Raw genomic sequence first — 13,690 nt, 5'->3', positions numbered from 1 at the left:
GGCCAATGTGGATTTCCGAAGCCGGTAGCTTGTCGTCGCACTCTACGCGAGTGCGTGGATTGAAATGGCAACTGCCATGCTAAACGCATCACACAACGAAGGGTCGCACTCTACGCGAGTGCGTGGATTGAAATCTCACTTACAGCCGCATCCCACATCTTTTTGAACTCATGTCGCACTCTACGCGAGTGCGTGGATTGAAATAACATGCTGCAGGAAAGGGGGATGATGTTATGGATGTCGCACTCTACGCGAGTGCGTGGATTGAAATAACCAACTTTGAACGTATGGAACAACGGCTTTTGCGGTCGCACTCTACGCGAGTGCGTGGATTGAAATTGGCTATGAGCTCAAGTTTCCGTTTTACTAAGTCTCTGTCGCACTCTACGCGAGTGCGTGGATTGAAATCTTTGGTGCATTAGCAGCATAACCAAGGAGAAGGAGGGTCGCACTCTACGCGAGTGCGTGGATTGAAATACGTAGGTCCGGCGGAGGAAAAGAAAATGACCGCGTCGCACTCTACGCGAGTGCGTGGATTGAAATACTCGCGAGGATATTACGGAGTTTGAACGAACCAGTCGCACTCTACGCGAGTGCGTGGATTGAAATTCGGAGTTTCAAAGCTATACGTAATGAGGGAAATTGTCGCACTCTACGCGAGTGCGTGGATTGAAATAGCTCGCCAGGTCAAAGGAATGTTCGGAAAAAAACGAAGGTCGCACTCTACGCGAGTGCGTGGATTGAAATCGTTTTACTAAGTCTCGTTGATCCAATATATCCCCAGGTCGCACTCTACGCGAGTGCGTGGATTGAAATAATTACTTTCACGTTTGATTCCAACGGCGTAGTAAGTCGCACTCTACGCGAGTGCGTGGATTGAAATATGTCTATGAGCCCTATTAAGTCCATCGAGTTAACCCGTCGCACTCTACGCGAGTGCGTGGATTGAAATCGCTCGTTATTAGGGTCGTTTTGGGATTTAGTTTTTGTCGCACTCTACGCGAGTGCGTGGATTGAAATCCGATCCAGCCGAACAAGGCTCTCAGCCAGGCAATCCGTCGCACTCTACGCGAGTGCGTGGATTGAAATATCATCGTCTATATTAGCAATCTCTATCGAGATAGCGTCGCACTCTACGCGAGTGCGTGGATTGAAATGCAGTGATGACTACCTCGTACTTGTTCCGAAAAAGACGTCGCACTCTACGCGAGTGCGTGGATTGAAATTTTTTGCGGTAGTTGGTCCGCAGATATAGCTCCAGTCGCACTCTACGCGAGTGCGTGGATTGAAATATATCTGTTAGCTCCCATTTCATCCACGCTATACACGGTCGCACTCTACGCGAGTGCGTGGATTGAAATCATTGTTGTTATGACAATCATAGAATCACCTCTACTCGTCGCACTCTACGCGAGTGCGTGGATTGAAATGAAGAATTTGCGAAAAAGGCGGTCACTATCGATTACCGTCGCACTCTACGCGAGTGCGTGGATTGAAATGATAAGTAACGGAGGTGAGGCGCTATCCTTGACGTGTCGCACTCTACGCGAGTGCGTGGATTGAAATATGGATTCTTTTGTTTTTATAAACACTCTTGTCATGTCGCACTCTACGCGAGTGCGTGGATTGAAATCTCCTTGTGATATGTATATTTTAGTTTTATCATGGTCGCACTCTACGCGAGTGCGTGGATTGAAATCGTCGTATTATCGAGGTCTGGCCATACCTTGCAGTCGCACTCTACGCGAGTGCGTGGATTGAAATGGAAATGTATAAGGATAACTCCGCGATGCTCGAATGGTCGCACTCTACGCGAGTGCGTGGATTGAAATTGGGGTTGAACAGTTGCAACAAGATAAAGTGTTGAGTCGCACTCTACGCGAGTGCGTGGATTGAAATTCTACATAAATGGAGCAAACCGGGGCGCCGCGCAAAGTCGCACTCTACGCGAGTGCGTGGATTGAAATTGGCCCCAGTAGTACAACCACTACTGCTAGTGGAGGGTCGCACTCTACGCGAGTGCGTGGATTGAAATATTTCGGATTGCTTGGAACGATCTTGGGGCATCTAGTCGCACTCTACGCGAGTGCGTGGATTGAAATAAAAAGGCAGGTGATAATTTATGGCCGTCCCATTGGTCGCACTCTACGCGAGTGCGTGGATTGAAATCAACACGAAGTTTGTCTTGAGATCGACCGGTTGAAAGTCGCACTCTACGCGAGTGCGTGGATTGAAATTTGGAGTGATTCTTAAGCAAACCCCTAAATTTCCAAGTGTCGCACTCTACGCGAGTGCGTGGATTGAAATAATATCGAATTTATGAAATCCGTTGCGGATCTGAGTCGCGCTCTACGCGAGTGCGTGGATTGAAATAATCGGATTTAGGAAGCAGCAGCCTAAATGGATGTCGCACTCTACGCGAGTGCGTGGATTGAAATGGTCTCCTTCTTAGGCTTTTCCGGCTCCCCTGCTGGAGGTCGCACTCTACGCGAGTACGTGGATTGAAATCACTTGACCGGATTTAATATACTTAACTGCGCTTATCGTCGCACTCAACGTAAGTGCGTGGACCAAATCAATTGCCCGTTATTCGTTGTTATACGTCGCTCTGCATACCGGAGTGTAGAATCGAATCATTTATAGGAGACTGCAAATAGCAGTGCTCCTTTTCGGCTTCTCTTTGATTAAGATGCAGAGAAAAGGGGAATGCTGGTGACTGAAAGGGGCGGGAGATGCTGCCCTCTGGACGGCAAGCTGACGATCCATTGGAGGAAAGAAGGAGTGCCATGGTGAAATCGGATGAATTGGTTAAATATATTACCCAGCAAGTAGTTACTTATATCGACACCCCGCGTGAAATCAGACGGGAAAGGAAGCAGCAAAGGAAACAGGCGAAATCTATGGAGGGGTGGACGGTTCGCTGGTTCGGGCTGATTCCTGTTTCTCTACGGATGTATTATGATCAGCGCAAACGTAAAAAGTAAAAAGCTCTGCACCGCTTGTCGCGGGCAGAGCTTTTTTTCTCATTCCTGCGGCTGTTGAAACCATTGACCCGTTTGTTGAAGCTGTTCAAACATGAAATAACGGGGGCCATCCTGATCCAGAGCCGCATACAGCGAGCCGTCATTCCAGAGGTGAACTCCGGTTACCGCATAAGGATTGTAGACCTTACCGGCAAACAACCGTACGGTATAAGTAACTTGATTCATGGAGGACAGCTTGAAGAAGGCATTCTCTGCATTCAGGTCCTCAACAGGTTTTCCCGTTAGCCAATAGGCATGCTCGAAAGGGTCGAATTCGGGCATTTCCAAGGATTGTACTTTCTCCTTTGGCTTGGCGGGTTCCCTTTGAAAGATAGTCTCCGCGGATGGGCGGGAAGACAGCCATTCGGACAGATCAGGCAGCTCTTCTCCCGATTTGGCATCGAAGTAATGGAGCTTGTCATCTATCGTTACTTTCCACAGTGCCTGTAATCCGTTGGAATAGCAGGCTTCTTTGCGAATTGTGAGATCGGCGGCAAAATCAACATAAGAAACCGATGAATCGATAATTCCGGACTGTACCAATCCCTGGTACAGTGTTTGCATACTGTAGAGAGGCTTGCTGCCCGTTCCGTATTCCGTCAACTGGTAACCGCCGTCCTCTGCAGCGTTCACGATCAAGTATCCGACCTGGCGATCTCCTTGGTTTAATAACACCACCCAGCCGTGCAGGCCGGGGCCGAGAGGGAGAACCTCGCGGCTCGCCCCTTTCCATGTATCGAATCCGGGCTGATCGTAGAGGGAAGCAATCCATTTGTCGATTTGCTGATCCAGCTCCGGCTGAGCGAAGATTCCCGCTTGTGCATATTCATTTTTGATATAGTTGGAGGGCTCTTCGTCCCTTGCCTCACTTGAAGCATCCTCCATCTTGAGCTGGTAATCGTTGTTGGAGACAGGGCTGCCGGCAACCGGCAGGGAGCCTTCCTCCGGCCGGACAGACAGCTTGTCCTCCATGCCTTCGGCCTTCACCTTATCGATGGAAGCAGCGGTGGAGAGAGCTTGCGGGAATACCGCGTAACCAATGAAACCAAGCAGGAGCAGCAGCAGCCAAATCCATATTTTATTCATCCTTCACCCGCCCCTTGTTCAAATAGTTTTGTTTTCCTAGCTGTATTCCAGTGTATCGGAACCCGATGAAAAAGTTTGTTTAAATCTGTTGCCGGACCTGTTTTTTTTCAGTTCTTTTCTTGCAAGCTTTTAGCGATTTTCGTCAGATAGTGGGGCCTTTCCGTCCTTGAGATGAAATAATCCGCAGTTCATGACGGAAACTACGATCCGGGGCTTATACTGCCACTCCAATTCCTGCTGGCGGCCCCGATATTCCTGTTCCATCTCCGGCTTCTTCTCCGGTTCCGCAGTTTGCAGAAGCTCCTCATAATAATGTTTGATTCGGTCCAGCTCTTCCTGCAGCCGTTCCGATGCTTCGTCCGCCCAAGAATGATCGTAGCGCTTTATCTTTTTCTCCAGATGGTTTTCCATCGTGCTGACGGCTTTGGCAACGGTATGCCGGGTCGGGAGGAGGTGGATGTTGGTCGGCAGCAGAGGGGTCAGCTTCACGTTCTCCATCTGCTCGTGAAAGTGCTCCATGAATTCACCGCTGCACAGATTGAAGCCGAATGAATGATATTCGTCTCTCTTTAGGTCGCAAGTGAATTCCACCTTGAAATTGACTCCGAACCACGAAGTATACCCGACGGCTTGCGGTCGCCGGTTAGCGGTCCCGCGGTTTTCCTCGAACAGCCGGACGAACTTTCCCTTGCCGCGGACGACGTTGAAGATTTGCTCCAATCTGCGGCTGCCGTAAGTCAATATATCCTGGGGGAGCCTTCTTACGGTCTGGGCGGAGACATGGCCGAAATACCGGCCAAGAATGCTGTCCTGAGGCGGCGTCGAGGGCTGTGGGGAAGAAGCGGATTCGGCATCCGTTTCGTTCTTCAGCCCTTCCGGATCGAAGACGAATTGAAAGGTCATCGTCTCGGGCTCGGCACCGGTCCGCTCGACGAAGCTCCAATAATAGGACCGGCCGGTCAAATCTTTGTCCGCTTCGGGAGACAGCTTGACGGTTACGTAGGAGCGGCCTTTTTCAATGATCTGGCACTCGGTCGCCTCGAGATAGCGCATGACGTATTTCTGAATTTGTTTCGTATTCATCTGCGCCCTCCCGCCTGGTCCGCTGCCGGCCCGCTAATTCCGTTCAATACCGAAAGCATGGGGGCAATTTCTTTCTGAACCTCGTCACGGATGGAAAGAATCGATTGGCCCCATTCATCCATTTTGCTGCGTAATTCCTCGTCATCCCGCGATTCCAGGAAAAGCTTCATCAGATCGCTTTCTATGGAGCTTTTTTTGTCCAATCTCTCCAGAATGACATCCAGCTCGCCAATGACCAGCTCAAACATATTGATCTTCTCGTGAAGCAGCGATAGAATATGCTCCTCGATCGTTCCTTTGGTAGAGAGATTGAAGATGTGAACATCCTTGGACTGGCCGAGACGATGCACTCTTCCTATTCTTTGTTCCACGCGCATCGGGTTCCAGGGAAGGTCGAAGTTAATGATATGGTTGCAGAACTGCAGGTTGATTCCTTCTCCCCCTGCCTCGGTCGCGACAAGCACTTGGGCGCGGTTGCGGAACAGATCCATCATCCAATCCTTCTTGCCCCGGTTCATTCCTCCCCGGTAAGGAACGGACGTTATGCCATGATCCTTGAGAAATTTGAGCAGATATTCCTGTGTCGCCCGATATTCGGTGAAAATAATCGCTTTATCCCCGATGCTCTGCAAAATCTCCAACGCTTTCTCCGCCTTGGTATTCGCCTGAATGCCGCGGATCATCTCCACGAGCTCCCAAATTCGCACCCGGTCGGGGGAGTCTTCGGCCGTTTTCTTGAATAAATTGACCAGAGAAACGAACACCGCATCCCTGCTGCTGCATACTTCCCTCTGCAGCGTCACAAGGGACAGGATGCTGCTCAGATTGCCCCCGGCCGCGTTGTATCTGCCCTTGACAAAATCGGTTACCCCTTCATAAAGCCGCTGTTCTTCCGGGGATAACGTCAGCAGCAGGTTATTGACCTGTCGTTTAGTAAACGAAATGCCTCCGTCGCTCCGCCGGTTGCGGATCATCACCTTGGACAGCTCCTGCTGAAGCTGGTCCTCGTTCTTCGGAATCCGCTTGTCTACGACGAAATTGGTCGCAAAGCTTCCCTGTCCCCCGAGGTGTCCCGGCTTTAAGAGCGTTATCAGGTTGTACAGCTCGCTCATATCATTTTGAATCGGAGTGGCCGTGAGAAGCAGGCAATATTTTTTGCGGAGTTCTTTGACAAATTGGTAGTTGGTGGTCTTCTTGTTCTTCAGCTTATGGGCTTCATCCACGATCAGCATGTCATATTCCTGCTGGAGAACGATGCTGCGGTGGGGATCCCGTTTGGCCGTATCCATCGAGGCGACAATAACGTCGCAGGAGGTCCACATGTAAGCTTTCTTCTGGGCAGCGGCGGGGATACCGAATTTCTGGTTCAATTCCCGGACCCACTGCAGCACGAGAGAGGCCGGAACTAGAATCAGAGCTTTGCGGACGAGTCCCCGGACCATATATTCTTTCAGGATGAGCCCGGCTTCAATGGTTTTACCCAACCCCACTTCGTCAGCCAGGATCGCCCGGCCTCTCATCTCGTACAGCACTTTCTTGGCCGTATCGATTTGGTGGGGCATCGGTTCCAATTGCGTCGTATGAGCCAGACACTGCAGTTCGTCGAAGCTGGAGATCAGAGCCGCCTTCTCGGCCTCTACGGCCAATTGATACAGCGTCCAGCTGTCCCAGGGTCCGTTCCTGTCCATGCGGGATTGCCAGTCTTCCATCCAGCCGCGGTCGAAATATAGCTGCAGCCTGTCGTTGATGCTTCGAACATGTTCCGTCTTATCCGATCTGGTCATAGTCTCCTCCCGCTTGAAAAGCCATTTATTCTTGTGTCTAGTATGAACATAATGCCCCGGTTTCATAACTTTCGGACGGCAAACCATCCATTAGTTGGAGGTGGAAAACAGGGGGGATTTTCGCTATGATGAAAGAATAGGCAACAACTAGCACACGGAAAAGAGGCTGGATACATAATGAATCAATGGAGATGGATCCGTTCGGGGGCGGAAGCCCCGGCGATGAATATGGCGGTGGACGAAGCTATTCTCATAGCGCACAGCGAAGGGCGGACTCCTCCGACGCTGCGGTTTTACGGCTGGAGTCCGGCATCGCTCAGTATCGGGTATTTTCAGAGAGCGAGGAATGAAGTAGATTTCGAGGAGCTTAAGCGGCAGGGAATCGGGTTTGTCCGCAGAGCGACCGGAGGACGGGCGGTGCTTCACGACCGGGAGCTGACCTACAGTATGATTGTCGCCGAGTCGTATCCCGGGCTGCCCAGAAGGGTTACGGAGGCTTACCGTGTGTTGAGTCAGGGCTTGCTTAACGGCTTTATCAACCTGGGGCTCGATGCGGAAATGGTGACTCTCGCTTCCGAAGAAGAGAAGGCGAAATATGAGTCTATGGGCTCAGCCGCTTGCTTCGATTCCCCGTCCTGGTACGAGCTGGTTGTCGAAGGGCGCAAGGTGGCCGGCAGCGCGCAGGTCCGGCAGAAGGAGGTTGTGCTCCAGCACGGATCGATTTTGCTTGATCTGAACGTAAAGCAGTTGTTTTCGCTTTTGAAATTTCGCAGCGAAGCCTTGAAGGAGCGGCTTGAGCAAAGCTTCGAGTCCAAAGCGGTGGCCATCAATCAGCTTCGCAGGGAGCGTGGGATGAACCCCGTCAAGCTGGAAGAAGTGGAGCAGGCATTCGTCCGCGGCATAGCGGAAGGAATGGACATCCGGTTGGAAGAAGCGGAACTGACTCTTTATGAGAAGGAGCTGGCGGAGCGTCTGGTCCGCGAGAAGTACGGCACCGACGAATGGAATTTCCGCCGATGACAGGGGGCTTGTCAAGGCCTATTTTTTGACTTGCGTTCAGGTGCCTGATTTAAAAAAATGAGCTTAATAGAGAAAATAAAAGAAAAGATCATTTGCGGACAGGCTAAATGATTTTTTTGGATGTTTGGTTATTAGTAGTACTATATATAGTGTTGTATAATGGATATCGCACACAATATGTTGTAATATTATACATATAGACAGGGTGCGTAAAGGGCCCGAACTATCGTCTTTTATCAAAATATAAGAAAGTATAAGTTTCACCTTATACTTGTTCTTATATTTCATCGGTAAACGGGCCTGTCCAAAGGACGGCGATATCCGTTTATCCTTGTCATATATGGACATTGGGGGCTATGAGGCGGGATTGGATGCTCATACCCGACGCCTTAAGTCTCTTTTTTCTGCCTTCGGACACTGTGTAAACAGTGCAGGAACGGGACGATAACGACAGGGCTTGATTATTTATAGGAGGTCGTATAAATGGGAGCTGCACAGACGACACGTCTGGAAGGATTAAGCGAAAAAATATTTCTGGACCGTTATGCAATGAAGGATGCGGATACGAGCAACGCCAAGGTAGGGGATGTTGTTCTTGTACTGACGAAGGATGACCCCAAATTTCCGGCTAAGGAAGTGGGGGAAATTATAAGCAGGGAAGGCCGTAACGTGACAGTCAAGCTTCGCAGAGGAGAGGTGGTCGAATCGACGATCGAGAAGCTCACTCTGACGAAGGAAAGCACTCCCGATCAGATGTGGGACCGGCTGGCCGGAGCTATGGCCTCTGTTGAAGCGACTCCGGAGAAGCAGCGGGAATGGGAAGAAAAGTTCAGATATATCCTTGATGACTGGAAGCTTGTTCCGGGAGGACGGATTGCAGCGGGGGCTGACGCGAGCGATGAACTGACTCTGTTCAATTGTTATGTCATTCCGTCACCGCATGACAGCCGCGGCGGAATTATGAATACCTTGTCCGAGATGACCGAAATTATGTCGCGTGGCGGCGGAGTCGGCATTAACCTGTCCTCGCTGCGTCCGCGCCGGGCAGTTGTCAAGGGAGTTAACGGCTCCTCCAGCGGTGCGGTATCATGGGGCGGCTTGTTCAGCTATACGACTGGTCTAATTGAACAGGGCGGAAGCCGGCGCGGGGCACTTATGCTGATGATCAACGACTGGCATCCGGACCTTCTTGACTTCATTACCGTTAAGCAGACGATGGGGCAGATCACAAATGCCAACCTGTCGGTTTGTGTAAGCAACGATTTCATGAAGGCTGTCAAGGAAGATTTGGAATGGCCGCTTGTGTTCCCCGATACGAACGATCCGGACTATAACGATGTATGGGACGGCGATTTGAAGAAGTGGAAGGAAGCCGGCAAGCAGGTCAAGGAATACCGTACCGTTCGTGCGAGAGAAGTATGGCATACGATCATTGAATCCGCCTGGAAATCGGCGGAGCCGGGTGTCGTCTTTATTGAATACTATAATGAAATGTCCAACAGTTGGTATTTCAACCCGATTATCTGTACCAATCCATGCGGGGAGCAGGGGCTTCCGGCTTGGGGAGTGTGCAATCTGTCTGCGATCAATCTGTCGAAATTCTATGATGAGGCCAATGATGACGTGGCATGGGAAGAACTTGGCAAGGTTGTCCGTTACTCCACCCGGTTTCTGGATAATGTCATCGACAAGACTCCTTATCACTTCCCGGAGAACGAACGCAATCAGAAGGGGGAACGCCGCATAGGGCTCGGTTCCATGGGATTGGCGGAGCTGATGATCAAGCTGAAAATCCGTTACGGCAGCCCGGAATCGATGGAATTCCTGGATAAATTGTATGGATTTATGGCCAAGGAAGCCTATCTCGCATCGGCCGAAATTGCCGAAGAGAAAGGTGCTTTCCCGCAGTTCATAGCCGATAAATTCCTGCAAAGCGGGTTTATGAAAAACATGATAGCCGTTTATCCCGAAGTGGAAGAGGCTATTCGAAATAAAGGAATGCGCAACGTCACAGTTATTACGCAAGCACCGACAGGAAGCACGGGAACGATGGTGGGCACATCGACAGGGATCGAGCCGTACTTCGCCTTCGAATACTTCCGCCAAAGCCGGCTCGGTTACGACAAGCAATACGTGCCGATTGCCCAGGAATGGAAGGACAGTCATCCGAATGAAGAGCTCCCGGATTATTTCGTAACCGCGATGGACCTGTCGGCGGAGGACCATATCCGTGTGCAGGCAGCTATCCAGCGCTGGGTGGACAGCTCGATTTCGAAGACGGCCAACTGTCCGGCGGATTTCACCGTCGAGGAGACGAAGGAACTGTACGAGCTTGCATTTGATCTCGGCTGCAAAGGCGTAACGATCTATCGGGACGGAAGCCGCGACGTGCAGGTGCTGTCCACGGACAAGAAGGAGGACAAAGCGAAAGCCGACTCCACAGCAAGCTCCGAAGCCGGGGCATCGGCTGCTGCCCAAACGGCGGCAGGCGGGAATGATGCGGCTGTGCTGCCATCGCTGTCCGTTACTGCGGCCGCCGTGGAACCGAAAGTGTTCGACAAGCAGTACAAGAGCCGTCCGCAGGTGCTGCGCGGAGCCACGTACAAAATCAACACGCCGTTCGGTATGGCCTACATTACGATTAACGATTTGGACGGTATTCCGAGCGAAATTTTCCTGAACGTGGGCAAAGCGGGATCGGATGTCTTCGCCATGTCGGAAGCGTTGGGGCGCGTCTGCTCGCTGTTCCTCCGTTACGGGGACCACGGAAACAAGGTCAGCCTGCTGATCAAGCACCTGAAGGGAATCGGCGGTTCCGGAGCCATCGGCTTTGGCGTCAATCGGGTAGAATCGATCGCCGATGCGGTGGCCAAAGCACTGGAGACGCATATCGGTTCCACCGCCGAGCAGGAGATGGCTACAACGTCGGCACAGGTCAATGAGGAAGCACCCGTCACCGCTTCTCTCGAAATCCCGATGCCCGGCGTCAGCTCGAAGGACATCTGCCCATCCTGCGGCTCCGTCGCCTTGCTGAACGTGGAGGGCTGCAAAACCTGCTCTAACTGCGGATACAGCAAGTGCAGTTGATTAAGTAGTTGTAGCGGTGTGAATGGATGTAGTCGGTCAAATGTAATGGAAAAATGATCGAAGTAATGAGAAAGTTTGTTCATAAATAAGAGAAACCACTGTGATATACAGGCTGATTGCATTTTATGCATGTGTGCCGATATCACAGTGGTTTTTATTTGCAAAATTAGTTGACAATGCATTATAAATTCAAGTATTATGCATAAAGTTGGAAAATAAACTAATGGAGTCGAGGTTATGATGAATCGTGATCTGTTCCAGCATGGAGCGTATGGGAAAGAAATCGCTGCCATTTACCGCCATCTGCAGATTCTTGTCTCCGCCAGGCTCGCCCCACTGCGGGTCGGATTCGGACAGCATATGTTTCTGCTCATGCTAGCGAAGAAGGAGGGATTAAATCAGAAAACGTTAAGCGAGCTTCTGCTGGTCGACAAGACGACTACGGCCAAAGCAATCCGGAAGCTCGAGAAAGAAGGTTATGTCCGAAGGGAAATCGATCCCGTCGATTTCCGAAACCAAAACCTTTATTTGACCGATGACGGTAAGGCCATCGTGCCGAAAATCGAAGAAGCGTTAGCTGAGGTAATGGAAACGGGATTGGCCGGTATTGATCTTGACGAGTCGGGCTATAAGGAATTTATGGATTTGTTAAAAGTCATATTAACCAACTTCCATAGGAAAGTTCGTCAGAACGATCAATAACTATTTTCGTGGGAGGGAAGTGCCTATGAAGATTGCCGCTATCGGCTCAACGAGTCCGACGGGGCCATCGAATGACCGCTCTTACGAGACGCCTCGCCTCCGTCCTAATGGATGCGGCGGAATCCGCCTTATATTGTCGAGCGGTCGTATATGTGACGGGCAGTAAGTAAAAGGAGGAATACGATGCATTATCTTTATACCGCATTATTGGTGATTCATATCTTGTCGGCTATCTTGGGTGTCGGACCCGTCTTTCTCCTTAATATGATTTTGCGGAAAGCGAAGACGGCGGAGCAGCTTCGCTATGCTCACCGGATCGTGAGCAGATTGAATCGGAACGCCAACGCTTCCTTCGGCTTGATCCTTCTCTCCGGGTTGTCGATGGGGTGGATAAATCCTTGGTTGTTTCGGTTGGAATGGTATATCGCATCCTTGGTCTTATTTTTCGTATCCGGCGTATATGCCATCACGGCGGTAGAGCCGATTTTGAAGCAAATGAACAGAATTGCGGGGCAAACGGAGGACAGCGACATCCCCCGCGAGCATGCGGCGTTGCTTCAGAAAAAGCAAGTTCGCGATCGGGTCGCAAACCTCATCGCGATAGCCATTATCCTTCTTATGATCGTCAAGCCTACGTTCTGATCCGGATGAAGAAGGGAATCATGAATCGGCCCATCCATGACTGGCAAGCCCTTCGAGATGCCGGCTGATGAATAACGACGGCAGTCAATCCAAGATTGGCTGCCGTTGCCCGTTGAAGTAACGGGCAGGAGAACACAGCAATACAAGCTCGAATATTCCATGTCACATGTGCAAAAATGAGCAAACCAAAAGAAATACCCTATAATTTGAAACAGTGGTATTATTATGATGAAATACGTAATTTCGAGGGTTTGTGCGCAGGAATTGTTATGGACGATGTCGATGCATCCCTTATTTTTTAGCGTTAAAGCTTGCTCTTAATATTTCATGGAAATGGAGGGGCGACGAATGAAGGTTTATATACTTACAGATATGGAAGGCATCAGTCTGGCTTATCATTGGGATCATGTTAAGGAAGGGACGCCTTATTATCGGAACTATCAGAACATACTGACGAACGAAGTTAACGCGGCGGTTGAGGGAGCACTGGCCGCCGGCGCAAGTACAGTTATTGTAAATGACGGGCATGGGGGCGGTTCGGATTACAACTTGCTCTGGGAGAAGCTCCATTCGTCTGCAATCCTCGAAAAACCCGGTTCTTCTACAAATATATTAACTTCGTTGGACGAATCTTTCCATGCGCTGCTTCTTGTTGGTTACCACGCTATGGAAGGAACACCTCTTGCGGTAATGCCGCATACTCAAAGTCATGTGAAATGGAAGTCTTATGAAATTTGCGGACAGGTCTACGGTGAAATTGGCCAAATGGCCCTTATAGCCGGCGATTATGGCGTTCCTGTGGCTTATATTAGCGGTGATCTTGCCGCTGTCCAGGAGGCGAGACAGTTGTTGGGACCGGATCTGCCTAATACGGTTGTCAAATGGGGGCATCCCAACGGCAAGGTTAGAAGTCTTCACCCGGAACAATCGGCAAGACAAATTAGGGCCGACGTGGAACGGGCGCTGCAGTTCAAGGATCGGAAACCGTTCTACTTCCCGGGCCCTTATGAAATTACCGTCAGGCTTAAAGAACCGCAATTCGCGGACGAATATGTTTCCAAAGACATTCGGCGGGTGGATGAAGTCATTATTTCCAAGACTGTGAACTCTGCTCAATATATTTTGGACCTCTAAAAAGAGTTGGCCGAAGAGGATACCCTCATGAACGGGAAGCAGATAAAAGATGCAGCTGCAGACCGTCATGAGGGGTTATTCGGCCGATATTCCTCGCCCCGCTGTCGTTCATCAACCAATCCTGTGCTA

The 13,690-nt window shown here is 50.5% G+C and carries 9 protein-coding genes and 1 CRISPR repeat array (1 of these 10 cut by a window edge); of the genes, 6 read left to right on the top strand and 3 right to left on the bottom strand.

What is annotated here, in order from left to right; translation table 11 throughout:
- Nucleotides 1-2,508: a CRISPR direct-repeat array (repeat unit 32 nt; unit sequence GTCGCACTCTACGCGAGTGCGTGGATTGAAAT); it reaches 646 nt to the left of the window's first position.
- A 224-nt stretch (nt 2,509-2,732) separates the two neighbouring features.
- A complete protein-coding gene (locus tag ACFQ03_RS12270) occupies nt 2,733-2,984 on the top strand; it encodes a YqzE family protein (protein WP_225312751.1) in 252 nt (83 codons plus the stop codon).
- A gap of 39 nt (nt 2,985-3,023) precedes the next feature.
- Here ACFQ03_RS12270 and ACFQ03_RS12265 read toward each other — a convergent pair whose 3' ends face one another.
- The 3 genes from ACFQ03_RS12265 to ACFQ03_RS12255 all read right to left on the bottom strand — a co-directional run bounded on the left by ACFQ03_RS12265 (nt 3,024) and on the right by ACFQ03_RS12255 (nt 6,976).
- Nucleotides 3,024-4,109 (bottom strand): hypothetical protein, encoded by a 1,086-nt coding sequence (locus tag ACFQ03_RS12265; RefSeq protein WP_379288394.1) that lies wholly within the window; start codon nt 4,107-4,109, stop codon nt 3,024-3,026.
- A 129-nt stretch (nt 4,110-4,238) separates the two neighbouring features.
- Nucleotides 4,239-5,192 (bottom strand): YqhG family protein, encoded by a 954-nt coding sequence (locus tag ACFQ03_RS12260; protein WP_144935254.1) that lies wholly within the window; start codon nt 5,190-5,192, stop codon nt 4,239-4,241.
- Nucleotides 5,189-6,976, bottom strand: a complete 1,788-nt coding sequence (locus ACFQ03_RS12255) for a DEAD/DEAH box helicase (RefSeq protein ID WP_144935257.1) — start codon at nt 6,974-6,976, stop codon at nt 5,189-5,191. The genes ACFQ03_RS12260 and ACFQ03_RS12255 overlap by 4 nt, the downstream gene beginning before the upstream one ends.
- Before the next feature lie 177 nt (nt 6,977-7,153).
- Between ACFQ03_RS12255 and ACFQ03_RS12250 the strand changes: the two genes are divergently transcribed.
- The 5 genes from ACFQ03_RS12250 (at nt 7,154) to ACFQ03_RS12230 (ending at nt 13,561) form a co-directional block, all read left to right on the top strand.
- Nucleotides 7,154-7,996: a lipoate--protein ligase family protein gene (locus ACFQ03_RS12250; RefSeq protein WP_379288391.1), complete on the top strand. Its 843-nt coding sequence runs from the start codon at nt 7,154-7,156 to the stop codon at nt 7,994-7,996.
- Between the two features lie 483 nt (nt 7,997-8,479).
- A complete protein-coding gene (locus ACFQ03_RS12245; protein WP_144935262.1) occupies nt 8,480-11,083 on the top strand; it encodes an adenosylcobalamin-dependent ribonucleoside-diphosphate reductase in 2,604 nt (867 codons plus the stop codon).
- 237 nt (nt 11,084-11,320) lie between these two features.
- The gene (locus ACFQ03_RS12240; RefSeq protein ID WP_379288388.1) at nt 11,321-11,785 is read left to right on the top strand and encodes a MarR family winged helix-turn-helix transcriptional regulator; all 465 of its coding nucleotides are present in this window, start codon (nt 11,321-11,323) and stop codon (nt 11,783-11,785) included.
- A gap of 183 nt (nt 11,786-11,968) precedes the next feature.
- Nucleotides 11,969-12,427 carry a DUF2269 family protein gene (locus ACFQ03_RS12235; RefSeq protein WP_150960181.1) on the top strand — a complete coding sequence of 153 codons (459 nt, stop codon included), beginning with the start codon at nt 11,969-11,971 and terminating at the stop codon, nt 12,425-12,427.
- Between the two features lie 348 nt (nt 12,428-12,775).
- Entirely contained in the window at nt 12,776-13,561 is a 786-nt protein-coding gene (locus ACFQ03_RS12230; RefSeq protein WP_191964383.1) for a M55 family metallopeptidase, read from the top strand.
- The last annotated feature ends 129 nt before the right edge of the window (nt 13,562-13,690 follow it).

The sequence above is a fragment of the Paenibacillus residui genome, assembly GCF_042677205.1.
GTDB lineage: Bacteria > Bacillota > Bacilli > Paenibacillales > NBRC-103111 > Paenibacillus_L > Paenibacillus_L residui.
Note: the sequence above shows the minus strand (reverse complement) of the source record. Positions and strands in the feature narration are given on the sequence as shown.